The 26,941-nt window shown below is 72.3% G+C and carries 22 protein-coding genes and 2 tRNA genes; 15 read left to right on the top strand and 9 right to left on the bottom strand.

Annotated features, from left to right (window positions below):
- Positions 1-259: 259 nt before the first annotated feature.
- The gene (locus tag V1634_RS21545; RefSeq protein WP_331209693.1) at positions 260-1,570 is read left to right on the top strand and encodes an MFS transporter; all 1,311 of its coding nucleotides are present in this window, start codon (positions 260-262) and stop codon (positions 1,568-1,570) included.
- Positions 1,571-1,649: 79 nt separating this feature from the next.
- Here V1634_RS21545 and V1634_RS21550 read toward each other — a convergent pair whose 3' ends face one another.
- Complete coding sequence (locus V1634_RS21550; RefSeq protein WP_278058540.1) at positions 1,650-1,895, bottom strand: mycoredoxin; 246 nt, start codon at positions 1,893-1,895, stop codon at positions 1,650-1,652.
- A 140-nt stretch (positions 1,896-2,035) separates the two neighbouring features.
- On the opposite strand from V1634_RS21550, the gene V1634_RS21555 reads away from it, so the two are divergent.
- The 3 genes from V1634_RS21555 to V1634_RS21570 all read left to right on the top strand — a co-directional run bounded on the left by V1634_RS21555 (position 2,036) and on the right by V1634_RS21570 (position 5,397).
- Positions 2,036-4,201, top strand: coding sequence for an ATP-dependent DNA helicase UvrD2 (locus tag V1634_RS21555; RefSeq protein ID WP_407951820.1), 2,166 nt, complete (start codon positions 2,036-2,038; stop codon positions 4,199-4,201).
- Between the two features lie 571 nt (positions 4,202-4,772).
- Positions 4,773-5,138: a WhiB family transcriptional regulator gene (locus V1634_RS21565; protein ID WP_278058546.1), complete on the top strand. Its 366-nt coding sequence runs from the start codon at positions 4,773-4,775 to the stop codon at positions 5,136-5,138.
- A 1-nt stretch (position 5,139) separates the two neighbouring features.
- Positions 5,140-5,397, top strand: coding sequence for a hypothetical protein (locus tag V1634_RS21570; protein WP_234359501.1), 258 nt, complete (start codon positions 5,140-5,142; stop codon positions 5,395-5,397).
- Positions 5,398-5,512: 115 nt separating this feature from the next.
- Here the strand turns inward: V1634_RS21570 and V1634_RS21575 are convergent, their stop codons facing one another.
- The 3 genes from V1634_RS21575 to V1634_RS21585 all read right to left on the bottom strand — a co-directional run bounded on the left by V1634_RS21575 (position 5,513) and on the right by V1634_RS21585 (position 8,725).
- The gene (locus tag V1634_RS21575; protein WP_331209696.1) at positions 5,513-6,904 is read right to left on the bottom strand and encodes an ABC1 kinase family protein; all 1,392 of its coding nucleotides are present in this window, start codon (positions 6,902-6,904) and stop codon (positions 5,513-5,515) included.
- A gap of 273 nt (positions 6,905-7,177) precedes the next feature.
- On the bottom strand, positions 7,178-8,332 hold the full coding sequence (locus V1634_RS21580) for a hypothetical protein (protein WP_331209697.1): 1,155 nt from the start codon (positions 8,330-8,332) through the stop codon (positions 7,178-7,180).
- Between the two features lie 225 nt (positions 8,333-8,557).
- Complete coding sequence (locus V1634_RS21585) at positions 8,558-8,725, bottom strand: DUF5679 domain-containing protein (RefSeq protein WP_165436864.1); 168 nt, start codon at positions 8,723-8,725, stop codon at positions 8,558-8,560.
- A 514-nt stretch (positions 8,726-9,239) separates the two neighbouring features.
- Here V1634_RS21585 and V1634_RS21590 point away from each other — a divergent pair.
- A complete protein-coding gene (locus tag V1634_RS21590; protein ID WP_331209698.1) occupies positions 9,240-9,770 on the top strand; it encodes a M48 metallopeptidase family protein in 531 nt (176 codons plus the stop codon).
- 85 nt (positions 9,771-9,855) lie between these two features.
- On the top strand, positions 9,856-10,455 hold the full coding sequence (locus V1634_RS21595) for a hypothetical protein (protein WP_331209699.1): 600 nt from the start codon (positions 9,856-9,858) through the stop codon (positions 10,453-10,455).
- Between the two features lie 150 nt (positions 10,456-10,605).
- On the opposite strand, the gene V1634_RS21600 is transcribed toward V1634_RS21595, so the two are convergent.
- A complete protein-coding gene (locus tag V1634_RS21600) occupies positions 10,606-11,811 on the bottom strand; it encodes a zinc-dependent metalloprotease (RefSeq protein ID WP_331209758.1) in 1,206 nt (401 codons plus the stop codon).
- Between the two features lie 182 nt (positions 11,812-11,993).
- Here V1634_RS21600 and V1634_RS21605 point away from each other — a divergent pair, with 182 nt between their 5' ends.
- From V1634_RS21605 to V1634_RS21640, 8 genes are all read left to right on the top strand, one after another.
- Positions 11,994-13,010 carry a YlbL family protein gene (locus V1634_RS21605; RefSeq protein WP_331209700.1) on the top strand — a complete coding sequence of 339 codons (1,017 nt, stop codon included), beginning with the start codon at positions 11,994-11,996 and terminating at the stop codon, positions 13,008-13,010.
- Positions 13,011-13,110: 100 nt separating this feature from the next.
- A complete protein-coding gene (locus V1634_RS21610; RefSeq protein WP_331209701.1) occupies positions 13,111-16,143 on the top strand; it encodes a UPF0182 family membrane protein in 3,033 nt (1,010 codons plus the stop codon).
- Positions 16,144-16,248: 105 nt separating this feature from the next.
- Positions 16,249-16,325 (top strand) — tRNA-Met (locus V1634_RS21615).
- A gap of 203 nt (positions 16,326-16,528) precedes the next feature.
- Positions 16,529-16,605: transfer RNA gene (locus V1634_RS21620), tRNA-Met, on the top strand.
- 137 nt (positions 16,606-16,742) lie between these two features.
- Positions 16,743-17,693 carry an RNA polymerase sigma factor SigJ gene (gene sigJ, locus V1634_RS21625; RefSeq protein ID WP_331209702.1) on the top strand — a complete coding sequence of 317 codons (951 nt, stop codon included), beginning with the start codon at positions 16,743-16,745 and terminating at the stop codon, positions 17,691-17,693.
- A 110-nt stretch (positions 17,694-17,803) separates the two neighbouring features.
- Entirely contained in the window at positions 17,804-18,997 is a 1,194-nt protein-coding gene (locus V1634_RS21630) for an NAD(P)/FAD-dependent oxidoreductase (RefSeq protein WP_331209703.1), read from the top strand.
- A 155-nt stretch (positions 18,998-19,152) separates the two neighbouring features.
- Positions 19,153-19,644, top strand: a complete 492-nt coding sequence (locus tag V1634_RS21635) for an anthrone oxygenase family protein (protein WP_331209704.1) — start codon at positions 19,153-19,155, stop codon at positions 19,642-19,644.
- A 67-nt stretch (positions 19,645-19,711) separates the two neighbouring features.
- The gene (locus V1634_RS21640) at positions 19,712-19,963 is read left to right on the top strand and encodes a hypothetical protein (RefSeq protein WP_331209705.1); all 252 of its coding nucleotides are present in this window, start codon (positions 19,712-19,714) and stop codon (positions 19,961-19,963) included.
- A 132-nt stretch (positions 19,964-20,095) separates the two neighbouring features.
- Here V1634_RS21640 and V1634_RS21645 read toward each other — a convergent pair whose 3' ends face one another.
- Positions 20,096-21,397, bottom strand: coding sequence for an ABC transporter substrate-binding protein (locus V1634_RS21645; RefSeq protein ID WP_331209706.1), 1,302 nt, complete (start codon positions 21,395-21,397; stop codon positions 20,096-20,098).
- 227 nt (positions 21,398-21,624) lie between these two features.
- Between V1634_RS21645 and V1634_RS21650 the strand changes: the two genes are divergently transcribed.
- The gene (locus V1634_RS21650) at positions 21,625-22,455 is read left to right on the top strand and encodes a phosphoribosylaminoimidazolesuccinocarboxamide synthase (RefSeq protein WP_331209707.1); all 831 of its coding nucleotides are present in this window, start codon (positions 21,625-21,627) and stop codon (positions 22,453-22,455) included.
- On the opposite strand, the gene V1634_RS21655 is transcribed toward V1634_RS21650, so the two are convergent.
- The 3 genes from V1634_RS21655 to V1634_RS21665 all read right to left on the bottom strand — a co-directional run bounded on the left by V1634_RS21655 (position 22,436) and on the right by V1634_RS21665 (position 26,846).
- Positions 22,436-22,591, bottom strand: coding sequence for a hypothetical protein (locus tag V1634_RS21655; RefSeq protein WP_331209708.1), 156 nt, complete (start codon positions 22,589-22,591; stop codon positions 22,436-22,438). The two genes, V1634_RS21650 and V1634_RS21655, sit on opposite strands and share 20 nt — an antisense overlap.
- 188 nt (positions 22,592-22,779) lie before the next feature.
- Complete coding sequence (locus tag V1634_RS21660; RefSeq protein ID WP_331209709.1) at positions 22,780-23,043, bottom strand: hypothetical protein; 264 nt, start codon at positions 23,041-23,043, stop codon at positions 22,780-22,782.
- A complete protein-coding gene (locus tag V1634_RS21665) occupies positions 23,040-26,846 on the bottom strand; it encodes an nSTAND1 domain-containing NTPase (RefSeq protein WP_331209710.1) in 3,807 nt (1,268 codons plus the stop codon). Before V1634_RS21665 ends, V1634_RS21660 begins: the two co-directional genes overlap by 4 nt.
- Positions 26,847-26,941: the final 95 nt, after the last annotated feature.

Consider the following 26,941-nt stretch of genomic DNA (forward strand, 5'->3'; position numbering starts at 1 on the left):
GGTCGCGCTCCCGGCGGTCCAGTATGCCGCTCGTACTTCACGGCGTGCCGTCGAATGGTAACGGCGTGTCTAAATGGAGGAGGCTTTCCGGGACGCTTCCACCCCCTGCCGTCAGATAGCCGATCGAGTTCCGAGCGCGACCGGCGACCCCGCCACCATCGATTGCGACAAATTCTCACCCCATCCGTCGGCGGTGAGCACAACCCGGGTGTCCACGGTCCCCGAGCGGCTCGCCGCCACCTCGAAAGGGACCCCTCGCATGCGAAGCATCCTGCGTCGCCCCGACTTCCGGCTGCTCTTCGCCGGTCTGATGTTCAGCATGACGGCAGAGTCGATCATGCTGTTGGCGCTCGCCGTCTGGGTGAAGGACCTGACCGGTTCCGACGGCATGGCCGGCGCCACCATCTTCGCCATGGTCGCGCCGATGGCCCTGGCCCCGATCGTCGGATGGGTCGTCGACCGGTTCCGCCGCCGTTCCTTCTTCCTCGCCGCCAACCTGGGCACGGCGGTGGTACTCACCCCGCTCTTCCTGGTCCGGGACCGTGCCGACGTCTGGATCATCTACGTCGTGGGTGCCCTGTACGGGCTCTCCTACGTCGCCCTCGGCGCGACCCTGAACGGGCTGATCAAACAGATCGTGCCCGAGGAGCTGATGGCCCAGGCGAACGGCGTCCTGCAGACCGTCAAGCAGGGCCTGCGGCTGATCGGCCCACTGGCCGGGGCGGCTCTCTACACCGGGGCCGGCGGCTGGACACTGCCGACGGTCGGCATGATCGGTTTCGTCGCCGCCGCCTGTGCGGTCTCCGCGCTGCGGATCGCCGAACGGCGGCCCGGCCCGGCACAGCTCCGCTGGGCGACCGAGGTCGGGGCGGGACTGCGGCACATGGTCGGCGAACCGGCGCTGCGCCGGGCGGTCGTCGGCGCCGCGCTGGCTGTCCTGGTGATGGGGTTCAGCGAGTCGCTGATCTTCGCGTACGTGGACCGGGGGCTGGGCCGGGAACCGGGCTTCGTGGGAGTGCTGGTCACGGTGCAGGGCATCGGCGGGGTGCTCGGCGGGCTCTCCTCCCCGGCCGTGGTACGCCGGTTCGGCGAGCTGGCCGCGCTGGCCGTCGGGGTGGCGCTCTTCGCGCCCGGTGCGCTGCTGCTGGCGTACCCGACGATCTGGCTGGCCTTCGTCGCCCTGGTGCTGCTCGGCTTCGGCCTGCCGATCGCCTTCGTGGGGCTGAACACGCTGATCCAGCGCCGTACCCCGGGGCCGCTGCTCGGCCGGGTCACCGCCGCCTCCGAGGCGTTGATCAGCGGCCCGCAGGCGATCTCGATCGGCACCGGGGCGCTGCTGGTCGGCTTCGTCGACTACCGGCTGCTCTTCGTGGTGATCGCGGTGGTGATGACGATGGCGGCCGGGTACCTCTGGGCCGGGCGGGCCCTCTCCGCACCACCCGCCCCCGGTACGGCGACCCGCTCCGACGGCGCACCGAACGTACCGGCGCCCGACGTGATCCTGCCCGACGTACCGCCGGTCGCCGGCTCGGCGGAGGCGTCGCCGGCCTCGGGATCCCGGCCCCGCTGAGCGGCCCGCCGAGCGGCCCGCGCGGACGTGCGGCCGGTTGGTCGGCGGTGGGCCCGGGCGGGGCCCACCGCCGAGCCGGTCAGCTTCCGGCGAGTGCCGCCAGGTGCTTCTTGACGTCGACGATCGACGGGTTGGTCAGGGCCGAACCGTCGTCGAACCGCACCGTCGGCACCGTCTGGTTGCCGCCGTTGACGCTCATCACATACTCCGCGGCGGCCAGATCCTGCTCGATGTCCACCACCGTGTAGCCGATGCCCTCCCGGTCAAGCTGTGACTTGAGCCGGTGGCAGTAGCCGCACCAGGACGTGGAATACATCGTCAACATCGTCGAGACCTCCGCGGTGCTCAGTCGTTTCCCGGCCTGGCCGGACCGGTTCGGCCCGGTCGGGCGTCGATCGGACGGGTTGCCGATCGCACAGGCTAAAGGTGCAACGTCGGGAGGGGCTGCCATGATTCCTACCTGTGGTGGCTGACTCGCGCGTGGAACGGATCCTGGCCGGACTCGACCCGGAGCAGCGCACCGCCGTGACCGCTCCGGCCGGGCCGGTCTGCATCCTGGCCGGCGCCGGCACCGGCAAGACCCGGGCGATCACGCACCGGATCGCGTACCGGGTGACGGCCGGCGAGGTCGCCGCCCGACACGTGCTCGCGGTCACCTTCACCGCCCGGGCCGCCGCCGAGCTGCGGGCCCGGCTCGGCGCGCTCGGCGTACCGGGGGTGCAGGCCCGGACCTTCCACGGTGCCGCGCTGCGCCAGGTCCGCTACTTCGCCTCCCGGCTGCTCGCCGGCCGGGAGATGCCCGAACTGCTGGACAGCAAGGTGCGGCTGGTCACCCTGGCCGCCGCCCGGGCCGGGCTGCGCACCGACCGGGCCGCCGCGCGGGACCTGGCCGGCGAGATCGAGTGGGCCAAGTCGTCCCTGGTCGAGCCGGGGGAGTACGTCGTCGCGGCGGCCAAGGCGTTGCGCGAGACACCGCACGACCCGGCCAGGGTGGCCGAGGTCTACGCCGGCTACGAGAACGTCAAACGTGCCAACGGTGTGATCGACTTCGAGGACATGCTCCGGGCCGCGGTGTGGGGGATCGAGGAGCACCCGGACGTCGCCGAGCAGATCCGGGCCCAGTACCGGCACTTCGTGGTCGACGAGTACCAGGACGTCAACCCGCTCCAGCAGCGCCTGCTGGACGCCTGGCTGGGCGGCCGGGACGACCTGACAGTGGTCGGCGACGCCAGCCAGACGATCTACTCGTTCACCGGTGCCACCTCGGCGTACCTGATCGACTTCCCCCGCCAGCGCCGGGACGCGGTGGTGGTCCGACTGGTCCGGGACTACCGCTCGACGCCGCAGGTGGTCGGGCTGGCCAACGCGGTGATCCGGCAGGCCCGGGGCGCCGAGGCGCGACTGCGGCTGGAGTTGGTCGGGCAGCGGCCGCCGGGTGCCGAGCCGGAGCTGCGGATCTTCCCCGACGAACCGGCCGAGGCCGCCGCCGTGGCGGTGCGCTGCCGCGACCTGATCGCCGCCGGGACGCCGGCCCGGGAGATCGCCGTGCTGTTCCGGACCAACGCGCAGTCCGAGGCGTACGAGAAGGCGCTCGCCGAGGCGGAGGTGCCGTACCAGGTCCAGGGTGCCGAACGCTTCTTCGAGCGGCCCGAGGTGCGGCAGGCGCTGGTCGCGCTCCGCTCCGCGACCCGCTCGACGCCGGGGGAGACGCCGCTGGTCCGGGCCGTGGTGGAGGCGCTGTCGGCGGTCGGTTGGGCGCCCGACCGGCCCCCGCCGGGTGGCACCGCCCGGGAGAGCTGGGAGGCGCTGGCCGCCCTGGTCCAGCTCGCCGAGGAGTACGCGGCGACCCCGGTCGTACTGCCGATCGGCGAGGCTGCCTCGGTCGAGCGGCCGGTGTCGCTGTCGGACTTCTGTGCCGAGCTGGGGCGGCGGGCCGCCGCGCAGCACGTGCCGACGGTCGAGGGCGTGACGCTGGCCTCGCTGCACTCGGCGAAGGGGCTGGAGTGGGACGCGGTGTTCCTGGTCGGGCTCTCCGACGGCACGCTGCCGACCAGCTACGCGAAGACGGCCGAACAACTGGAGGAGGAGCGCCGGCTGCTCTACGTCGGGGTGACCCGGGCCCGCCAGTGGCTCTGGCTGTCGTACGCCTCCGCGCGCTCGCCCGGTGGCCGGGCCCGCCGGCCGTGCCGGTTCCTGCCCCAGTTCGACCGTTCCGGCGGTGTGCGCACCGTCGAGGCGCCCGGCGGCAGTCGGAAACCCGACCGTCGGCGTACCCAGGTCGTCTCCTGCCGGGTCTGCGGGGCGACCCTGCTGGCCGGCGCGGACCGGAAACTCGGCCGGTGCGCCACCTGCCCGTCCGACCTGGACCCCGAACTCCTCGACCGGCTGCGCGACTGGCGGGCCCGGGTCGCCGGGGCGCAGAAGGTCCCCGCGTACGTCGTCTTCACCGACGCCACCCTGGTCGCGCTCGCCGAACGCCGCCCCGGCCGACCCGCCGAGCTGCTCGCCATCGCGGGGATCGGCCCCCGCAAGGTCGCCCTGTACGGCGACGCGGTGCTGGCCCTGATCGGCGGCGTCGGCGTGCAGGACGTACTGCTGACGGAGGAGCCGACCGAGCCGGCCCCGGGCTGAGCCGAGGGCTGGTCGGCGGCTGTCGGAAGAAAGTTCCGAACTCCCGCCGTAATTCGTTTGCCCTCGCGCCGGGAGGAGGAATAGCCTCATGGCACACCTCGCGAGCGGCGGCTTTCAGGCTGTTCAAGAGGGGGACGAGTCCGATGTTGGCGACGAGTGAGAGTCAGGAGGTGGCCCCAATGGGGACGACCTATGTCACCCAGCGACCGTGGGCGCTGCCTGCTGCCCCAGCTCCGGTGTCAGAGGTCGGCTGCATGCTGATCACTGATCTCCTCCAGCGCTCGCAGGCGCACCAGGTCCTGACCCAGGCCGAGCTGGTTCAGGCCCCCGCGTCCGCTGAGCACCAGGGGACCAATGGATTCACGGGCAATGGCATCCGTGTCGGCGTCAAGCGGATGGATGTCAGCGGGGTTCCACCTCGAGGGAGACCGGTCTAACACAGACCAGCCGGCTCACCTCGAGGCCGCGGACCCCGTACACCGGGATCCGCGGCCTTAGTCATTTCCGCACTGCCGAAAGTAAGTCGGAACAGCGATCTACGAGATCGAAACGAGAGAGAGGTGACCGGGCGATGAGTCTGGCGTTGGCCCCCCTCGACGCGAACGTCGAGCTGGAGGCGAACCTGCCCTGCCGGAAGTTCGACCCCGACCTGTGGTTCGCCGACTCGCCTGCCGAGCTGGAGCTGGCCAAGTCGCTCTGCGGGGACTGCCCGCTGCGCGTCGAGTGCCTCGCCGGTGCGGTGGACCGGGCGGAGCCGTGGGGCGTCTGGGGCGGCGAGATCTTCGAGCGTGGCGCGGTCGTTCCGCGCAAGCGGCCCCGTGGTCGCCCGCGCAAGGAGGATGTCGCCCGTGACGCGGCGCTGCGGGTCGAGGCCCAGGCGCGGCTGGCGGCCAGTGGCCTTGCCGAGTCGCGCAGCGCGGTCCGGTTGGCGGCCTGACATGAACCCGATCCGTACGAACGCCGGTCTGGTATCGGCGCCGAACACCGCGATGGCCGCGGTGTCGAAAACCATCACTGCCATGCCCATCCGAGACGGAGCCACCAAGATGCATCTCATCCACGAAGCGTTGTCACGGGCTCGAATGCGCCTGCCTCAGGCCGGTCGCAGCACCACGAGCACTGAGGCAACCCGATCCGCCCGCACCATCGCGCTGGAGGCCCGTCGTCGGGCCGCCCGCGAGCTGGGCAGCTTCTGAGCCGTCGGCCGAGGCCGTCGGTACGTACCCAACCTGACACCGAAACAGCCGGGCCGGTCGCGGCGGGAGGAATCCCGCCGTGGCCGGCCCGGCGCCGTGACGTACCCGTGGTGGCTCAGGCCACCGGGGCGAATCCCGGCAGCCAGCGCTCCACGATGCCCCGGTAGGGCGCCTTCGCCTCCAACTGGCAGAGCACCCCGATCGAGCCGAGGGTCACCCGGTGGATCAGCAGGTACGACGGCGGCAGGTTGAGCTGCCGCGAGAGCTGGTACGCCGGGGAGCGCGGGTTGGCCAGCCGGGCCGCCTCGACCCGCAGCCAGGCCCGGGTGAACCGGAACTCCTCGACCGAGAGCGGTTGCAGGATCGGCATCAGGAAGTCGAGTACCGCCTGGGCGTCGATCGGGGTGTCGGGCCGGATGAACCCCTCCTCGCGCAGGCCGGCCACCACCGCGTCGGCGTCACCGGCCAGGGCCAGCCGGACCAGCCGACCGATCGGTTCCGGGTGCCCGCCGGGGAGCCGGGCCACCGCACCGAAGTCGATCACGCCGAGTCGCCCGTCCGGCAGCAGCCGGAAGTTGCCGGGGTGCGGATCGGCGTGCAGCAGTCCGGCGCGCATCGGGGCCGAGAAGTGCAGGGTGGCCATCAGCCGGCCGGCCTGGTCGCGCTCGCTCTCGGACCCCGAGTCGATGATCGCCGACATCGGGGTGCCCTCGACCCAGTCGGTGACCAACACCCGGGGCGAGGCGGCGACCACACCCGGTACGAAGATCTCCGGGTCGTCGGCGTACGCGGCGGCGAAGACCCGCTGCGACTCCGCCTCGAGCTCGTAGTCCAGCTCCTCGCTGATCCGCTCCCGCAACTCGCTGAGCAGCGGTTTGATGTCCAGGCCCGGCTGGATCGCCCGGAACATGCCACCGAGCCGGGAGAGTTGCTTCAGGTCGGAGAGGAGCGCCGGTCCGGCACCCGGGTACTGCACCTTGACCGCGACCGGCCGACCCGCCGGGGTCGGGGTACCCGTCTTGGCCGCCGCCTTCGCGCCGCGCCGCCGGACGGCCGGGGTGCTGCCGCCCTCGACCTTCCAGATCGCCCGGTGTACCTGGCCGATGCTGGCCGCCGCGGCCGGCTTGTCGTCGAACTCGACGAACAGCGACCGCCAGTCCGGCCCGAGCTGCTCGGCGAGCACCTTGTGCACGCTGGCCGCCGGCAGCGGCGGAGCCGACTCCTGGAGCTTGGTCAGCGCCTGCCGGTACGGCGCCGCGATCTCCTCGGGCAGCGCCGCCTCGAAGACCGACAGAGCCTGCCCGAACTTCATCGCCCCGCCCTTGAGCTGGCCAAGCACGCTGAAGAGCTGCTCGGCGGTGCGCTGCTGGATCTCGTTGGAGATCACCTCGGAGGCGAGGCCGGTGACCCGCTTGCCGACGCCGAGGACGGTCCGGCCAGCGAAGCCGAGTGGCAGTGCGGCGAGCTTGGCGGTCCGGGAGACGGCGCGGCGCGGGATGTCGGTCACCAGATCATTGTTACCGACTCGACGAGATCCGGTCCGCCGTCGGCGGGTGGCTCAGGCCACGTCCTCGCCGCCGCGGACCGGCCGGGACCTGATCCGGGCGCCGGAATCCGCCCCGCCGTCCCGGGCCGTGCCCGACTGGGTGGGCCCGGCGCGCTGGTCCGGTCCGTGGAACAAGCTTCACGTCTGTTCCGCTCGGGCGGTTCCGCCGGTCCCCGGCGCGCCGACCGGACCGGGCCGACGGGGAGGTCGCCGGGGCACGTCCGCCGCGCGGTCTCAGCCGGTCCCCGGGTCCGGATCCGGATCCGCGGACCGGGGCGGGGCTTCGGGTGGACGTGGGGTTTCCGGCGGGCGCGGGGCGCGGCGGGACGGCGTACCGCGTCGTCGTCGGGTGCAGCCACATGCCGGATGTGGCGGCCAGGTACGGCGGCGCAGCCGTCCGGCACCGGTCACCTCGACCGCCCCGCCCACCGTCTCCGGCGTACCGCCGTCGAGGAAGGTGAGGACCTCGCCGACCGCGTATCCGACCGCCGTGACCAGGGTCGAGGTCAGGCAGGGTTCCTGGCCGTCCCCTGCGGCGAGCTGGGCGGCGAGGCCGGGCCAGCCCGGATCGCGGTCCCGGCGGTGCAGGTCGACGCAGTTGAGGCAGGGCGATCCGGCGGCCCGGACCAGTGGGCCGACCACCGGGACGCCGTCGCGCATGGTCAGCAGCAGGTGGGCCTGCCGCTGCTGGGCGTAGCCGGCGGCGAGTAGTCCGGCGGGGCGGTCGGCCCCGACCTGGACCACCAGGTCGGCGGTACCGCGCCGGACGGCTCGGGTGGTGGTTCCGGGTACGGAGCGGGCGATCGCGTCCGCGACGGCGGCGGCGCTGGGCCGGCGTACGTCGGTGGCCAGCAGTCCGCCGCCGCCGACGATGTCCGCCGGCCGGACCTGCCCGCGCAGGTCCGGGTGCACCTGGCCGACGCCGGCATGGGCCAGGGTGACCGCCACCGGGGCGGCGAGCCGGCCCTGACCGGTCACCACGACCCGGGCCGCTGCCCGGCGCCGGAGCAGTTGGGCCGGGGTGCCGGGCGAGTCCCGGCCGTGCAGGGCGAGCGCCGCCGCCTCGGCGGAGAGCCGCTGCCGGGCCGGCTCGGGCAGGTCGGTGGGGAGCAGGGTCTGCGCGGCGACCACCAGGCCGGCGGCGCGCAGGGTGTCGATCAGGGTACGGGCGTCGTCCCGGGACACGTTGATCGTTTCCGCGTGGTCGAGGACGGCCCGCTCGCTGCGACTGCCGTCGAGCAGGTCCAGCAGTCGGCCGGCGGACGGGTTGGCGACCTCGACCAGGACGGCGCGCCGGGGGTCCAGGCCGAGTTGCAGGGTGTGCCGGTCACGCCAGAGTCGGGCGAGTCCCGGCAGCAGGGTGGGGCGGGGCAGCACGGTTCGGGTCATGGAGCGACACGCTGTCACCGCTCGGGTGCGGGCGGGCAGCGGTTGTCCACAGCGGTTGGGGGCTGTGCACTGCTCTATCCACAGGATCTGGGCGGTTATCCACAACCGATCGGTAACTTTTGTCGCCGCGCGGACATCACACCGGGTGTCCGTAGCGCGACAGTGAAAGCGGGAAGGGGTGGCGCTCGGCCACCCCTTCCCGCAGTTCCGCGTGGTTCTCGATGATCAGACCTTGGCCTTGCCGAGGATCCGGTTGACGGTCGTGCCGCAGACCGGGCACTTGCCCTTGGCCATGTTCATGCCCGTCTTGGAAACCTCGACGTTGCCCTCGAAGTCACGCTTTTCCTTGCACTTCACGCAGTACCCGTTGTAGGTCTGGGCCTTCTCGGCCACGGTGCCCTCCTCGTCTCATCCGCCGGCTCTCGCGAGCCTGGCGTGCGCCCGGCGGCGGGCGGCCACGTGGGCGCCAGCGCTGGGGTTTCTCCGCGGTCACCGATGTGACCGCCGGTCCGCGGACCCTACCCAGGTCTGGGCAGTTCCATGTCAGCAATCTGTCGACACTGTGAGGAAGCCGACGACCAGAGTGTGCATGCCGGAATAGGTCGGATAAGTCAGTTTCGCAGGGACACGCCGGATGAACCACGCCAGATCGCTGATCGAGGGGCCTGGCGAGGTCGGCGGATGATCGTTTACGGTTGCCTCCGGCGCTCGCCCCGTACGGCGCCCGGAGGGGCGATCGGAGCCGATCATGGGCGTGCGAGCGATCACCGCAATGAATTTTTTCCGGACGGCTCGTCGCTAACTGGTATTTTTCCGGCGGCTATCTATGGGTTGACTCTTGCGGTGACCTGGTCAGTAAGCATTAGTTTTCCATCGTGAACGAAACCCGGGGCTGCGCGGGCCGCTAATGGCGGGGTTGCGGAAGCCGGTCGTCGAGGTACGGCGCAGTCAGCGCCGGCGCCGGACGGTGTCCGCCTATCGGGACGGCGAGCGCGTCGTCGTGCTCATCCCCGACCAGTTCTCCCGCGCCGAGGAGACCGAGTGGGTGGATCGGATGCTCGCCCGGCTCGCCGCCCGGGAGGAGCGGCTCGGGCGTTCCGACGAGGAGCTGCTGCTCCGGTCCCGCCGGCTGATCGACCGCTACCTGAGTGAGCACGGCAGGGCGGCGGTGCCGGCCAGCGTACGGTGGGTGACGAACCAGAACGGGCGGTGGGGCTCCTGCACCCCGGCCGACCGGACGATCCGGATCTCGCACCGGATCCAGGAGATGCCGGAGTGGGTGATCGACTACGTGCTGCTGCACGAGCTGGCCCACCTCGTCGTGCCCAGTCACAACGCACGGTTCTGGGAACTGGTCGGGCGCTATCCGAAGACGGAACGGGCCCGCGGCTACCTGGAGGGCGTCGCCGCGACCAGCGGGATCCTCCTGCCGGACTGAGCCCGTACCGGTGCGCCCGGTCGAACCCGGACGGGCGGTGCGGCCGGGCCGGGTGCCCGGCCCGGAAGGTCGGTAAGGTCGGCGGGTGACCCGCCGTGTGATCGTGGTGATGCTCGGACCCGTCGCCTGGGCGCCGCCCGGGACCGACCCGGACCGCTGGCGGTCGGCACTCGCCGAGGACGTGGTCGACCTGGTCGCCACCCTGGCCCAGGTGGAGCCGGCGATCGCCGCGACCGCTCCCGACCGCGCGCTGGCCGACGCGGTCGCCTGGCCCGGCATGCCGGTCTACGACCTGCCGAGCCACCGGGTCGGGGCGGCGTTCGACGCCGCGACCCGGGACGGCTACGACCAGGCCGCCGTGCTCGTCGCCGACGCGCCCGACGTGCCCGGCCTGATCCTCGGCAAGCTGCTCCGCCCGCTGACCAGCCGCACCGTCGCGGTCGCCCCGGCGACGAACGCCGGTGCCGGCCTGCTCGGCCTGGCGGCCCGGCTACCCGCACCGGACTGGCTGCCGGAACTCGACCTCGACACCGCCGGGGTGGAGCTGGTGCGCGGTGCCGCACCGCGACCGGCAGAGGTGGCGGTGGCGCCGGGCTGGCGTCGGCTCCGCGGCCCGGCCGACCTCGCGACGCTCGATCCGGCGGTCGAGGGCTGGGACACCACCCGGGTACTGCTCGGCGGCTGACGCCGGGACGTCCACCGCCCACCGCGGGGTGTGCCGTCACCACCCGCACCCCGCATGCCCGCCCGGGGCGCCGGCCGCTCCGGGGCGCACCGCTGCGCGCCCGAGTGCCGGCTCACCTCGGGGGCACCGCTCGGCGCCCCCGAGGTGTCGTCACTCCGGGTCGCGTCGCTCCGAGTCCGGCTCGCCGGAGTCGTCCTCGGACCCGGGCTTGCCAAAGTCGAAGTCCTCCAGATCGCCAAGGTCGAGTTGGGACCGGGCGAAGGCGTCCGGGTCGGCGAAGTCCTCCTCGGCCGGGAGCAGGTCCGGGTGTCCCCAGAGCGCGTCCCGGCCGGCGATGCCGCGGTGCTCGGTGAGCGCCGCCCAGAGCGCGGCGGCCTCGCGCAGCCGGCGGGGGCGCAGCTCCAGCCCGACCAGCGCCGCGAAGGTCTGCTCGGCCGGACCGCCGGCCGCCCGACGCCGGCGGAACGCCTCGGAGAGCCGGTTCACGTTCGGCAGCCGCTCGGCGGCGGCGGTGTCGACGACGTGGCACACCCAGCCCTCGACCAGGGCCAGCGCGGTCTCCAGCCGGGCCAGCGAGGCCTTCTGCGCCGGAGTGTCCTCGGGGGTGAAGATGCCCTCGACCGAGAGCGCCTGCATCGACTCCGGGTTCATCGGGTCGAACCGGCCCATCGCCTCCTCGATCGCCTCCCGGTTCACCGTGATGCCGTTGGCGTACATCTCGACGGTGGTCAGGACGTGCCCGCGCAGCCACGGTACGTGCTGGAAGAGCCGCTGGTGGGCGGCCTCGCGCAGCGCGACGTAGAGGCGTACCTCGTCCTCCGGGAGTTCGAGGCCCTCGCCGTACGCCCGGATGTTCGCCGGCAGCAGCGCGGCCGTGCCGGCCGGACCGAGCGGCAGGCCGATGTCGCCGGCCGAGAGCACCTCGGCGGCGAGCGAGCCGAGCGCCTGCCCGAGCTGGCCGCCGAAGAGCGCCCCGCCCAGCGTGGTCAGCATGGACTGCATCGGGCCGAGCTGCGCCCGGGCCTCCGGCGGCACCAGGTCGCCCATCGCGGCGACCATCCGCCCGGCCACCGGGTCGCAGAGCTTCTTCCAGACGTCCAGCGTCTTGTAGATCCACTCGTTCCGGTTCCACGCCACGGAGGTGCGGATCCCGGAGGGGTGTGCCGAGGTCGGGTCGAGCCAGAGGTCGGCCAGCCGGAGCGCCTCCTCGACGGCGTTGCGCTCGTACGGCGTCACGGCCGGGTCGCCGGCCGAGGAGAGCTGGCTGGCCGCGACCTGGCGGGCCAGGTCCCAGTTGACCGGGCCGCTGCCCGGCGCGGCGAGCAGCTGTTGCAGTTGCGCCATGAACTGCTGCATCTGCTGCGGGTCGTTGGGGTCGGGCGGCTGGCCACCCGGCAGGGCGAAGCCGAACGGAATATCAGGCACGCGTCCACGGTACGCGCGCCGGGCGGTGCGCCGCCTGCCCAGGTGTCACGCCGAGGGCGAACCTCGGGTTGGCGGGCCGGCCCGGAGGTGCCGGCTGGGTAGGCTTGGCGGCCATGAGACGTCGCGGTGTCACTGTTCTGCTCGGCGCGGTGCTCACCGCCCTGCTCAGCATCGGCGTACTCGCCGCCCCGATCCCGTACGTGGTGCTCGGTCCGGGGCCGACGGTGGACACGCTGGGCCGGCAGGACGACAAAGAGGTGATCCAGGTGTCCGGCCGGGAGACCTCGACGTCGGCCGGACAACTCCGGCTGACCACGGTCGGCGTGCAGCCCGACGTCAAGCTGCTCTCCGCGATCGCCGGCTGGTTCTCCTCGGACGAGGCCGTGGTGCCGTACGAGTTGATCTACCCGCCGGGTCAGACCCAGCAGCAGGTGGAGGAGCGCAACGCGGAGGACTTCGCCGCCTCGCAGACCAGTGCCGAGACGGCGGCACTGCGCGAACTCGGCTACCCGGTGCAGGTGGTGGTCAAGAGCGTCACGGCGGGTGGCCCGTCGGAGGGGATCCTCAAGGTCGGCGACGTGTTCACCTCGGTCGACGACAAGCCGGTGGTGGTGGCGAGCAGCCTCACCGACCTGATCCGGGCGCGGCCGGCCGGCTCCCGGCTGAAGATCGGCTACACCCGGGACGGCAAGCCGGCCACCGCGACCATCGTCAGCGCGACCACCGACAACAACCCGCCCCGGATCGGGGTGGAGATCGAGCAGCGGCAACCGCACCCGTTCGAACTGAAAATCGACCTCGGGGACATCGGCGGGCCCAGTGCCGGGCTGATGTTCGCGCTCGGCATCATCGACAAGATCCGGACCGAGGACCTGACCGGCGGAAAGATCATCGCTGGTACCGGCACCATCGACGACCTGGGCGAGGTCGGTCCGATCGGCGGTATCCCGCAGAAACTGGTCGGCGCGAAGAACGCGGGCGCGAAGTATTTCCTGGTACCGGCCGGAAATTGCGAGGAAGCCGTCCGCAACGCCCAGTCCGGGCTGCCGATGGCCCGGGTCGGAACCCTCGACGAGGCACTGAGCGCGCTGGACACGATCCGGGCCGGAGGCGAGCCGCCGAAGTGCTGAACCACCGGGGGCCCGAAGGGGGACCGGTCGGACTCAGGAACACCCCGTAGTCTAGGTGCTCTGATCAGAGCCGGTCATTGCCGAAGGTGCGGAGCCAACAGTGGTCATGCGTAGCAGCCCCCTACCAAGAATGAGTCGACGCGGTCGCGTCACGGTCGGCGTACTCCTCGGGGTGTTCCTGCTCCTAACCCTGCTGGGCTGGGGCGTCCAGGCCTGGACCGACTGGCTCTGGTTCGACGAGGTCAACTACACCCGGGTCTTCAGCGGGGTGCTGGTCACCCGGATCCTGCTCTTCGTGGTGATCGGCCTGGCCATGGCGCTGCTGGTCGGCGGCAACATGTGGCTGGCCTACCGGCTGCGGCCGGTGCTCCGGCCGAACTCGCCGGAGCAGGTGACCCTGGAGCGCTACCGTTCGGTGCTGGCGCCCCGGATCGGCACCTGGCTGGTCGCGATCGGGGTGGTCGTCGGGCTCTTCGCCGGCCTCTCCGCGCAGACCCGCTGGGGTCAGTGGATGCTGTTCCGCAACTCGCAGAGCTTCGGCATCGAGGACCCGGAATTCAAGATCGATATCGGGTTCTACGTCTTCCAGTTCCCGTTCCTGCGCTATCTGCTCGGCGTCGGCTTCACCGCCGTGGTGCTCGCCGTGATCGGCTCGCTGGCGATGCACTACATCTTCGGCGGAGTCCGGCTCCAGGGCGTCGGTGACCGGATGACCAGCGCCGCCCGGGCCCACCTGACCACCCTGGTCGCGGTCTTCGTGCTGCTCAAGGCGCTGGCCTACGTGCTCGACCGGCGGGCGATGCTGCTGGAGTTCAACGAGGGCGTCGACCTGCACGGCGCCGGCTACGCCGACATCAACGCGCTGCTGCCGGCGAAGGAGATCCTGGCCTACATCTCGGTGGTGGTCGCGCTGGCGATCATCCTCTTCTCCAACGCCTTCATCCGGAACCTCGTCTGGCCCGGCATCTCGCTCGCCCTGCTCGGCATCTCGGCGGTGGCGATCGGCGGCATCTACCCGTGGGCGGTGCAGACCTTCGAGGTCAAGCCGAGCGTCAAGGACAAGGAAGCGGCGTACATCGAGCGCAGCATCAACGCCACCCGGGACTCGTTCGGGCTCGCCACCACGGTGATGGCGCCGTACAACGCGGCGAACCTGAAGCCGCCGGAGTCGCTGGCCACCGACACCTCGGTGGTGCCGAACATCCGGCTGCTGGACCCGCAACTGGTCTCAGAGACCTACACCCAGCTCCAGCAGGTGCGAGGCTTCTACGACTTCGGCCCGAAGCTCGACATCGACCGCTACCAGGTCAACGGGGAAACCCAGGACTACGTCGTCGGGATGCGGGAGATCAACTACCTGGAGCTGACCGACCAGCAGAGCAACTGGATCAACCGGCACACCGTCTTCACCCACGGGTACGGCCTGGTCGGTGCCCCCGCCAACCAGGTGGTCTGCGGCGGGCAGCCGTACTTCGTCTCCGGCTTCCTCGGCGAGCGCGCCGAGGAGGCCTGCTCGTCGGCGAACGAGACGATCCCGGCCACCCAGCCGCGGATCTACTACGGCGAGCAGATGGACGGCAGCGACTACGCGATCGTCGGGCAGCCCGAGGGCGAGAACCCGGTCGAGTTCGACCGGCCGACCGGCCGGGACGGTGGCGAGCAGTACTACACCTACACCGGCTCGGGCGGGGTCGAGATCGGTTCCTTCGGTCGTCAACTGCTCTACGCGATCAAGGAGCAGGAGCCGAACTTCGTCCTCTCCGGCGCGATCAACGACGCCTCCAAGCTGCTCTACGTGCGTAACCCGCGCGACCGGGTGGAGAAGGTCGCGCCCTTCCTCACCCTGGACGGCGACCCGTACCCGGCGGTGGTCGACGGGCGGATCCAGTGGATCGTCGACGGCTACACCACGGCGGCCACCTACCCGTACGCCGAGCAGGTGAACCTCCAGCAGGAGACCGCCGACGAGCTGACCGGGCTCGGCACCTTCGAACTGGCCCGGGAGAACGTCAACTACATCCGGAACTCGGTGAAGGCGACCGTCGACGCGTACGACGGCACGGTGCAGCTCTACCAGTTCGACGAGACCGACCCGGTGCTGAAGGCCTGGAACAAGGCGTTCGGCGGCGACCTGGTGAAGCCGAAGTCGGAGATCCCCGCCGCCCTGGCGGCACACTTCCGCTACCCGGCCGACCTGTTCAAGGTGCAGCGCAACCTGCTGGCGAAGTTCCACGTCACGGACCCGTCCGAGTTCTTCTCCGGGCAGGACTTCTGGGAGGTGCCGAACGCGCCGGACGCGCCGGACTCCGGTGAGCGGCAGCCGCCGTACTACCTCTACACCAAGCTGCCGGGGCAGGACGCGCCACGCTTCCAACTCACCTCGGCGGTCACCCCGGCCGGCCGGCAGAACCTCGCCGCGCTGATCAGCGGGTCGTACCTGAACGGCCAGCCCCGGTTGGAGGTGCTGGAACTGCCCGACCAGACGGCGGTCTCCGGGCCGGTCCAGGTGCACCAGAAGATGACCAACAACGCCAACATCCGGCAGGAACTCAACCTGCTCTCCTCGAACCAGGCCCAGGTGCAGTACGGCAACCTGCTCTCGCTGCCCTTCGGCGACGGCATGCTCTACGTCGAACCGGTCTACGTGAAGAGCAACCAGACGAACGCCTATCCGCTGCTGCAACGGGTGCTGCTCTCGTACGGCGACGGCGGCCAGTACGTCGTGTTGGCGAACAGTCTCGAAGAGGGCATCAAACAGCTCGTCGAGCAGGGCAAGAAGGCCGCCCCGACCACCCCGACGACGCCACCGCCACCTACCGACGGCGGCACCAACCCGACGCCCACCCCGACGGCACCACCGGCGGACACCAACCCGCAGCTCACGCCGGAGCTGGCCGCAGCCGCGAGCAAGGTGCAGGCCGCGATCGTCGAGGTCAAGGCGGCCCAGACCGCCGGTGACTTCGAGCGGTACGGCCGCGCGCTCAAGGCGCTCGACGAGGCGATGACCGAGTTCCAGAACGCCCAGCGGGCGAGCGGTAACCGGGCACCGGCTCCGGGCGGGTCTCCGGCCCCGGCCGGCTCACCCGGGGCGAGTGGCGGTACGCCCAGCGCGCCGGCATCGCCGAGCGGCTGACCAGGTCGTACGTGGCTGCCCGGCGGCGGTGACATCGCCGTCGTCGGGCAGTTCCGGCCCTGTTTTGCGGGGCGTGGGCGGCGTGCGCTAGGGTTAACGAGCCGACGCGGGGTGGAGCAGCTCGGTAGCTCGCTGGGCTCATAACCCAGAGGTCGCAGGTTCAAATCCTGTCCCCGCTACCACAGAACCATCAGATAGAACCCGGATCCTCAAACATGGGGGCCGGGTTCTTGCTTTTCCGGCATTCCTTCCGCCGGTCTGCTTTGCCTCGCCGCCGTTCCTTGCGCTGCACGTGTCCTCTGCTGCTGCCGGGGTTCCCTTGCACCGCCGGTGTTTCTATTTGAGTTGGACTTCGGCGCCAGTTGGGCTAGGGTTCATCCGGCGACGCGGGGTGGAGCAGCTCGGTAGCTCGCTGGGCTCATAACCCAGAGGTCGCAGGTTCAAATCCTGTCCCCGCTACCAACGAGAAACGGCCCCTCGGATCTTTCCGAGGGGCCGTTTTCAGGTCACCAGCCGACCGGCCCCGACATCGCCGGGGATGCCGGCGAGGAGGATCGCCCGGCGTTGCCGGCTCCGGCCGGCGTGCTTAACTGGTGGCGATGCTCAGCACGCACGAGGTCGACCTCTTCGAGCGCTCCAGGGGCCGCCTGGAGGCGATCGCCTACCGCCTGCTGGGCTCGGCGACCGACGCCGAGGACGCGGTCCAGGACACGTTTCTGCGGTGGCAGGCGGCCGACCGGGAACACATCGAAACGCCCGAGGCGTGGCTGACGAAGGTACTCAGCAACGTCTGCCTCAACCAGCTCACCTCGGCACGGGCCAGGCGCGAGAGGTACGTGGGGAGTTGGCTGCCGGAGCCGCTCCTCGCCGGGGACCGGATGCTCGGCCCGGCCGAAACCGCCGAACAGCGCGAACTGGTCTCGATCGCGGTACTCACCCTCATGGAGCGGCTGTCGCCGAACGAGCGCGTGGTCTACGTGCTGCGCGAGGCATTCGGCTACCCGCACGGCGAGATCGCCCGGATCCTCGACATCACCGAGGCGAACTGCCAGCAGATCTACCGGCGGGCCAGGCAGCACGTCAGCACCGACCGGGTCCGGATCGAGATCGACGCCTCCGCCGCGAAGAAGATCGCCGAGGAGTTCATCGCCGCCGCCGTCAGCGGCGACACCGAGCCACTGGTCAGGCTGCTGACCGACGACGCGGTGAGCATGTCCGACGGCGGCGGCCGGGTCCCGGCCCGCAGCACCCCGGTCGTCGGTGCGCTCGGCATCGCGCGGTTCCTCCGGAGCGTCTTCGCGCCGAACGACGCCAAGCGGGCCACCTTCGAGGCCCTGGTCGGGGGCAGTTTCACCATGCACGCCGTCGTCGTCAACGACGCCCCCGCCGTGCTGGTCGCGGTCGGTGAGCGGGTGGTCGGCGTCATGTCGCTCGACGTCACCCCGGACGGTGTGGCCGCGATCCATGTCCAGGCCAACCCCGACAAGCTGGAACGCGTGACGCGCCAGTGGTCCGCCTCCGATCGCGGAGAGCCACCCGGCCTGGGCTGATCGGGCCGCCCGGCCCCGGCCGGTGACGCAGGTTACAGCGACTCCTGTCAGGGATCGTGCCGCTATCCGGTTCAGGAGGCGAGCAGGCCACACCAGACAGGAGCGGAACCATGAAGCACCGCATTGTCGTCCTCGGGGCCGGTTACGCCGGGGCCCACGCCGCCGGGCGCCTCGCCCGTCGGCTCCACTCCGACGACATCGAGATCACCCTGGTCAACGCCGACCCCGATTTCGTCGAGCGGGTCCGGCTGCACCAGCTCGCGGTCGGGCAGGAGCTGCGGCCCCGCCCGTTGCGTGACATCTTCGCGGGCACGGGTGTCCGGCTACTACCGGCCCGGGTCACCGCCGTCGATGTCACCCGCCGGACCGTCGACATCGCGGACCGGCACGGCGCCGGCCAGATCGGTTACGACACCCTCGTCTACGCCCTCGGCAGCACCGTCGCCGACCACGGGGTACCCGGTGTCGCCGAGCACGCCCACCACGTCGCCAGCCGGCCGGGCGCGCTGCGGTTGCGCGAGCGGCTGCACGAACTCGGTGCGGGTGCCACCGTACTGGTCGTCGGCGGCGGCCTCACCGGCATCGAGGCGGCCACCGAGATCGCCGAGGCCAGGCCGGACCTCGACATCGCGATCGCCACCCGTGGCAGCCTCGGCGACTGGCTGAGCGACAAGGCCCGGCGGCACCTGCGCGCAGTCTTCGACCGGCTCGGCATCACCACCCACGAGCACACCGACGTCGTACGCGTCGACGAGACCGACGTGGTGACCGGTACCGACGAGCGGATCCCGGCCCAGGTGACCGTCTGGACGACCGGCTTCGCCACCCACCCGATCGCCGCCGCCACCACCCTGGCGGTCGCCGACACCGGGCAGATCGTCGTCGACGACACCATGCGTTCGGTCTCGCACCCCGACGTCTACGCCGTCGGCGACGCCGGGCTGGCGGAGGGAGCGGGCGGCCGGCCACTGCGGATGTCCTGCGCCTCGGGGATTCCGATGGCCTGGAAGGCCGCCGACGCCATCGCGGCGCGGCTGACCGGCCGCAGGATGCCCGACAACACGATCCGCTACGTCCAGCAGTGCGTCAGCCTCGGCCGCCACGACGGCATCATCCAGTTCGTGACCGCCGACGACCAGGCCAAGTCCTCGGCCCTCACCGGCAGGGCGGCCGCCCGGTACAAGGAGTTCATCTGTGCGGGTGCCGCCTGGAGCATCGCCCACCCGACGGTCATGCTGCCGTCCCGCCGCCGTCGGGCCACCGCGACCGTCGGGGCCGAGCCCCTCCCGGTCACTGCCCGCTGAGCCGCCACCGCTCGGACCGTAACTCTGACCGGCCCTCCAGATGATCGTCTGGGGGGCCGGACCGCGCTCGCGGCGGGCTTGGGCGGCCCGGGTAGTTCGGTGATACTGCCACTGCCGGAACTGCCGGCGCGGACCGACGGGAGGGCGGACGATTGGTGACCGGGGCCGTACTGGGCGCTGCCGCGCTGACCACCGGACTGGTGGCCGGCGTCTTCGTGCTGTACGCACACACGATCATGCCCGGGCTGGGCCGGACCGACGACCGTACCTTCGTGGGCGCCTTCCAGGCCATCGACCGGGCGATCATCAACCCGTGGTTCATGTCCTGCTTCTTCGGTGCCCTGGTCCTCACCGGTGTCGCCGCCGCCCTGCACCTGCCGGCGGAGGGGCGCGGCGGGCTGCCGTGGACCGTCGTGGCGTTCGTGCTCCAACTCGCGGTGATCGTGATCACCCTGGCGGTGAACGTACCGCGCAACGACGCGATCAAGGCGGCCGGCGCCCCGGACCGGATCGCCGACCTCGCCGGGGTACGCCGGGACTTCGACGAGGCGAGGTGGCGGGCGTGGAACCTGCTCCGGGTCGTACTCAGCTGCGCGGCGTTCGGGTCTCTGCTCGTCGCGCTCGTGGTGTACGGCCACCGGGGCTGAGCGGGTTCCCGTCTGGTGATCGGCCGCGTTGCCGGCGGGACTTGCGGGTAGCCCCGAGGATGTAGCCATGGAGATTTTCCGGAACTGGTGGGTCCGCCTGACCGCAGTGCTCGGTACGGCGGCGTTGACAGTGTTCGTACCGGCCGTCGCCTGGGCGTCGAGCGGGCCCGGCGAGATGGTGCTGGAGGCGGCCCGGGGGCGTCGGGCCCGGGGCAGCTTCGGGATCTGGGGACTGGTCTGCTGCCTGATCGTGGTCGGCGTGATCGTCGCCGTCCTGGTCCTCGTCATGCGCAACCGCCGGTCGGGGGGGAAGCGCTGAACAGCCGCACCGGGTGATCCGGCCCGGCAGGCAGCCGCCGCCCCGTGCGCTGGGCCGGGCGGACCCGGTCTCCGGGTGAGGGAAGGGACCCCTCCGCCGACGCAGAACGGTGGACGGGTCCCTCCCCGGCGGTCAGCTCGTCAGCGCGGCGTTCGCCTGGCTGATGAAGGACGCCGCGGCCGTACGCGGGGAAGCCTTGCCGAACTGGACGCTCTCCGCCGCCTGGATCAGCAGTTGCTTGACCGTGGCGTGCCCCTTCGGCGGCGGTACCGGCGCCGGTCCGAACTTCTCCGTCATGGTGGTCTCGAAGGCCACCGACTGCTTCATGCTCTCGTCGGTCAGCGATGCCTCCACGGTCCGCCGTACGTCCAGGTTGGCGCTCAGCCCCCGCTCGGTACCGAGGATCTCGCCGGCCACGGCGTCGTTGACCAGGAAGTCGATGACGTGCACGACGATGTCCGGATGGCGGGTACCCCGGAAGGCGGCCCAGTAGAGCGAGGCGCGGGCCCAGTGCGCGGCCGGGTTGCCGGGATAGCTGACCACCTTGAGCTTGTCCTTGGTCAGCTTCTGCAACTCCGGTAGCTGGTTGGACCAGACGAACGAGGTCGCCGCCTGGCCGCTGGCCACCAGTTGCTTGGTCACGTCACCGCTGTTCGCGGGCTGGATCACCTGCGGCGGCGGGGCCGCTCCGCGCTCCCGGGCGTCGGCCCACAGCTCGAACCAGCGGGCCAGGTCGCTCTCGGTGAAGCCCACCTGCCGGCCCCGGTAGAGCTCCTTGTCCTGCGAGCGCAACCAGAGCCAGAGCGCCTTGTAGTCGGCGGACGGGTCCATGGTGCCGAAGACCTCGCCGTCGGTGCGTTCGGTGACCTGCTCGGCCCACGTCAGGTAGTCCTGGTAGGACATCCCGATCTGCGGCTCGGGCAGGTCGTACCGGTCGAGCAGGCTCTTGTTGTAGATCAGGCCGGGGGTGTTCTCCGCCGCCGCGGCGGCGACCGTACGCCCGGTCACCTGACTGGACTGCGCCAGACCGGCGGGCAGCTTGCGCAGGTCCAGCACGTCGGTCCGGACGTAGTCGGTCAGGTCCAGCAGGATCTCCCGCTGGGCGTACTCGGTGAGGTAGTTGTCGTCGATCTGGAAGATGTCCGGGGCGTTCCCGGCGGCGGCCTCCGTGGAGAGCCGGTCGAAGTAGCCGGCGTTGCCCTGGAAGGTGAACTTGAAGGTGACGTCCGGGTAGCGCTTGGTGTAGACCTCCAGCGCCTGCTTGGTCAACTCGGCCCGCCGGTCGCCGCCCCACCAGAAGACGGAGAGTTCGACCTTGTCGTCCTGTGGCGCGGCGTCCTCGGCGGTGCAGCCGGCGGAGAGCGCGGTGACGACGACGAGCAGCGCGGCACCCAGGCGCCGGCCGAGTCGGCCGGCCGGCGGTCTGGCTGCCACGGGGGAGGGGAGGGGAAGAGGCACGACAACTCCTGACGACAACACCGGGTCAGCTGTGACGGCAACCGGATCATTTACACAGCCGGCCTCGGCGGGTGTCAACGCCCGTACGGGCAGGATCCTCCCAACCGCTGCCCGGAACGGACCGGATGTCGGGGTCGGCCCGGCGACCGGGCCGGCGCGGGCCGCACCGGGTCCGGCCCGGCGACCGTGATGTACTTGGTCACGTGGAACTGCTGCATTCGGGCAAGGTCAGGGACGTCTACGCCGACGGCGACGACCTGATCCTGGTCGCCTCCGACCGGGTGTCGGTCTACGACGTGGCGCTGCCGACCCCGATTCCGGACAAGGGCAAACTGCTCACCGCGCTCTCGCTCTGGTGGTTCGACCAACTCGCCGACCTGGTGCCGAACCACGTCGTCTCGGCCACCGACGTGCCGGCGCAGTGGGCCGGGCGGGCGATCCGGGTCCGCCGGCTGGAGATGATCCCGGTCGAGTGCATCGCGCGGGGCTACCTGACCGGTTCCGGCATCAAGGAGTACGAGCGGAGCGGTTCCGTCTGCGGCGTACCGCTGCCACCCGGCCTGGTGGAGGCGTCGATCCTGCCGGAGCCGATCTTCACGCCGACCACCAAGGCACCGCAGGGTGAGCACGACGAGGCGATCACCTTCGACGACGTGGTGGCGAAGGTCGGGTCCGAGACCGCCGAGCGGCTCCGCGAGATCACCCTCGCCGTCTACCGGCGCGGCGCCGAACTGGCGGCCGACCGGGGCATCCTGGTCGCCGACACCAAACTCGAACTCGGCTGGGCGGCGGACGGCACGATGACGCTCGGCGACGAGGTGCTCACCTCCGACTCGTCGCGGTTCTGGCCGGCCGACTCCTACCAGCCGGGCCGGGAGCAGCTCTCGCTGAGCAAGCAGTTCGTCCGGGACTGGGCGGTCGGCACCGGCTGGGACAAGACCGGGCCGGCCCCGGAGATGCCGCCGGAGTTCGTCGAGGCCGCCCGGGCCCGCTACGTCGAGGTGTACGAACGGCTCACCGGCCGCCGCTGGTAGCGGCCAGTTCGGCCGGCCGGAACCGTTCGCTGTCCACTTCCCGCTGCCAGAGTCGGATCCGCTGGATGCCGTACCCCTCCGTGCCGATCGCGATCCGCAGGGGCTCACCGTCGTGCAGGTCCACCGAAGAGGTCACGCCATAACGACCTGCCGGCGAACTGTCAGCGACGAAGCGTGGAGCCGGCGGCGCGGACGGGTTGGCCTCCTCGGGGTCGATGTGCCGGCTCAGGGCTGGCCGGCGACCGGCGCGGCGGCGGGGAGCGGCGGGGAGCGGCGCGGCCGCGGGCGTCGGCTCGCCGGGGTGCGGGACGGTGGGCGGGGCGATCAGCCCACCGGCGACCAGGGCCAGCGGGGCGGCGGCGGGCAGCACCGCGAGGCCGTCCGCCGGATAGCTCGTCCGGCCAGCGCGAAGAGCGGGGCCGAGACGACTATCGAGACGACCACGGAGACGATGACCAGCGGCACGGTGGCGGGCAGGCCGGCGAGGGTGAGCCCGGTCCATGAGGGCCACGGTGCGGCGGTCGGGCCGGTGCGGCCGGAGCAGGGCCACCACGACGCGCTGACCCGCCGCCGGGTGGGCCGGCTCACGCATCCGGCCGGCCCGGCCGCGCACCGTCCAACAGGAACGCCCGCCGCTCGTCCGGGGTGAACGGCCGGGTGGCCCGGGTGGCCGCGGTGCCGAGCAGCCGGTCGACCGGACCGCAGACGTCACAGCGCCAGATCCGTACCGAGCCGTCGGAGTGCACGGTGGCGACCCGCTCGCCGTCCGGGGCGAACGCGAAGCCGAGCGGCCCCGGGCCGAGGGTACGCAGGGTCACCGGTTCGGTCGCGCCGCCGGCCGCCCAGAGCTGGATCCCGACCAGCTCCTCGCCGCCGCCGAGGATCGCCAGGTGCCGCCCGTCCGGCGTGTAGCCGAGCCGGGTGGTGGCGGCACCCTGGCCGGCCGAGGGAAGCACCACCCGGGCGGCACCGCCGGTCGCGGGCCAGACCCGGATGGTGCTGTCCCGGCTCAGCCCGGCCACCGAACCGCCGTCGGGGCTGAACGACACCGAGCTGACCGGATCGGCACCGCCGGGCAGGGTGGCGACCGCGTCCCCGTCGACGGTCCGGACCCGCACGCCGCCGTCCTCGGTGCCGGTCGCCACCCGGGCGCCGTCCGGGCTGAACGCCGCACCCGAGCCGCTCGACGCCAGGTCCACGGCGACGGGTCGACCGTCGAGACGGTCCCAGAGCCGGATACCGGCGCCACCACTGGTCAACAGCCGCCGGCCGTCGGGCCCGAACACCACCCGGGTCGCCCGGCCCGCCTCGAACGCGACCAGTTGCCGCCCGGTCGACCAGTCCCAGAGCCGGACCGTGCCGGCCGCGTCGAGACTGGCCAGCCGCCGCCCGTCCGGCGCGAACGCGACGTCCATGGTCATCCCGGCGTGCCCGGGCAGTACGACCCGGGCGGCGGAACCGGCGGCGCGGGGCGGGCCGGCCCGGTCGGCCGGTACCGGCCAGATCCGGACCGTACCGTCGAAGATGCCCGCGCTGGCCAGGTGGCTGCCGTCCGGGCTGAACCGGGCGGCGTGCACCAGGCCGTCGTGCGGTTGTGCGATCGCCGGGTCGAACGGGCCCCCGACGTCCCAGCGCCGGACGGTGCCGTCCTGCCCCACGCTGACCAGCCGGCCGTCCGGGGTCAGCGCGACCGCGCAGACCGTACCGGCGTGCCCGCGCAGCGGCAGCGGGTCGAAGGCACCGGTCGGGTCCCAGATCGTGATCACGCCGTACGCGTTCTTGGTGACCAGCCGGCGGCCGTCCGGGCTGAACGCGGCCGGAAACGCGCTGCGCTGCCGGCCGAGTACGGTCGGCTGGCCGCCGTCGGTCGGCCAGATCCGCAGTACGCCGCCGTCCTCGGTGGTGGCGTTGTCGACGCCGGCGATCCGCCCGCCGTCCGGGCTGAAGAGCAGGCCGTCGGCGGTACCGGTGGAGTCGGGCAGTACCGTCGGCGTCCGCTCCGGTTCGGCGACCCGCCAGATCCGGGTCGGGTCGCCGGTGCTGGCCACGGCGAGCCGCTGTCCGTCCGGCGACCAGGCCAGCGAGAAGACGAAGCCGCGGGCGGCCGGCAGTGCGCGGGCCTGTGGTGTGCCGGTCAGCTCCCAGATCCGGACCACGCCGGCCCCGTCCCCGGTGGCGAGTCGGCGACCGTCCGGGCTGAACGCGACGTCCCGGACCGGACCACGGTGACCGGAGAGGGACACCGGGGCGCGGTCGGGTTCGGCGGTGTCCCAGAGCCGCACCGAGGCGGACTCGCCGGCACTGGCGACCCGTCGACCGTCCGGGCTGATCGCCAGCGCGGTCAGCACCTCCGGACCCGGCTGTGCCAGCGGCACCGGCGGCCGGTCGGGCGCGGCCGGCTGCCAGAGCTGTATCGACTTGCGCTCCCCGGCGGCGACGGCGTACCGGGCGTCCGGGGTCAGCGCCGCCTGCCTGACCGGCGCGGCGAAGACCTGCCGACCCTCGATCCCGCGCCAGCTCAGCGTCGCCTGCCGCAGCACCGTCTCGGCCTCGGCGTCCGGCCGCACCTCGAAGGCCCGCCGGGCCAGCAGGAACGCCAGTTGCGGATCGCGGGACATCTGGGCCCGCGCCCCGGCGACCAGTTGCCGGTGTACGGCGAGATCCCGCTGCCCCCGCGCCTGCCCGGCCTGCACCACCGCCAGCGAGGCGAGCACGGTCACCACCGAGACGACGACCGCCAGCGCGGCGCCGAGCAGTTGCCGACGCCGCCGCCGACCGGTCGCCCGGCGGTCCTCGGCCCGCCGGCTGGCGTCCAGGTACTCCCGTTCCGCGCTGGTCAGGCTCTCCGGGTGCGCCTGCGCCCACGCCTGGGCCCGGGACAGCGCCAGGCCCCGGTACAGCCCGCCCGGGTCGTGGCCGAGCGACCGCCATCCCGCCGCCGCCTGGGTGAGCTGCCGGTGCACGCGTACCCCGTCGAGGTCCTCGGCGAGCCAGCGGTGCAGCCGGGGCCAGGCGTCGAGCAGCGCCTCGTGGGCCAGCCGTACCGAGCGGTCGTCCAGGGTGACCAGTCGGGCGGCGGCCAGCCGCTCCAGTACGCCCGAGGTCAGCGCGTCCGTCTCGGCCAGTTCGGCCCGGTCCACCCGGCGGGCGGTCGGCAACCCGGGCCGGTCCAGTGGGGCCGCCGACTCGTCCGCGGTGCCGATCTCCACCATCCGCAGCAGTACGTGCCGGGCCGCCCGCCGCTGTCCCGGGTCGAACTCCTGCCAGACCCGTTCGGCGGTCTGCGCCACCGCGCCGTCGATCCCACCGGCCGCCTGGTAACCGGCCAGGGTCACCGCGCTGCCCCGGCGGCGCCGCCACGCCTCCAGCAGCACGTGCGAGGCGACCGGCAGCGCACCGGCCCGGCCGGCGACCTGGGCCACGATGGTGGAGACCAGGGCGCCCTCGACCATCGCACCGGCCCGCTCGGCGGGGCGTACCACCGCGTCCCGGACCTGGGCGGCGGTCATCGGCCCGACCAGGACCTGGGCGTCGGCCAGCGCCGCCACCAGCTCGGGCAGCTCGGCGCAGTGCCCGTAGAAGTCGGCGCGTACCCCGAGTACGACCCGCAGCCGGCTCTCCGGCGCGGCGACGGCGGCCAGCAGCGCCGCCACGAACCCGGCCCGGCCGTCGGCGTCCCGGCAGAGCGTGAAGATCTCCTCGAACTGGTCGACCACCAGCCACAGGTCGACCTCGGCGGGGGCGTCGGCCAGCAGTTGCCGGACCGCCAGGTGCAGCCGCGCCGGGTCGGCGGCGAGATCCGCGCGGAGCGCGCCGGCCGGAACCCGGAGCAGCCGGGCGAGCTGTACCGCCAACTCGCCGAGCGGATCCGGGCCGGGGGTCAGCACGAGCACCGGCGGTTGTTCCGGCCGGCTCGTGACGGTGGGCACCAGCCCGGCCCGGAGTACCGAGGACTTGCCGCTGCCGGAGGCGCCGAACAGCGCCACGAACCGCCGGGCGGCCAGCCGCCGCCGCAGGTCGTCGACGACGTCCTCGCGGCCGAAGAACCACTCCGCCCGCTCCGGCCCGTACGCCAGCAGACCCTGGTAGGGAGCGTCGTCCGGATGGGGCGGGGTGGGGGTAGGCAACTCGTCCCGGGCGATCTGGCGCCACCGGGCCTCCCACTCGACCGGGTCACCGCCGCACGCGGTGACGTACGCCAGGGTTACGGCGAGGGTCGGCAGCCGACGCCCGCCGGCCGCCTCGGAGAGGGTGGTGGCGGAGAAGTGCGCCCGCCGGGACAGCTCCCGGTAGCCGGGCAGGCCGGCCTTCTCCCGAAGCAGGCGAAGCCCGGCGGCGAACTCCCGCACCTGCGGGGTACCGGGCCCGAGTGCGCCCTCTGGTCGCGGCACTGTCTTCCTCACTCGTGGTAGCTCGTCGGTCGACTGTCCGGAGTTGATTGTCCGGGGCGGCGGGCCGAAGCCGGACAACGAGTCGGCGACTAGAC

The sequence above is a fragment of the Plantactinospora veratri genome, from assembly GCF_036421995.1.
GTDB classification, from domain to species: domain Bacteria; phylum Actinomycetota; class Actinomycetes; order Mycobacteriales; family Micromonosporaceae; genus Plantactinospora; species Plantactinospora veratri.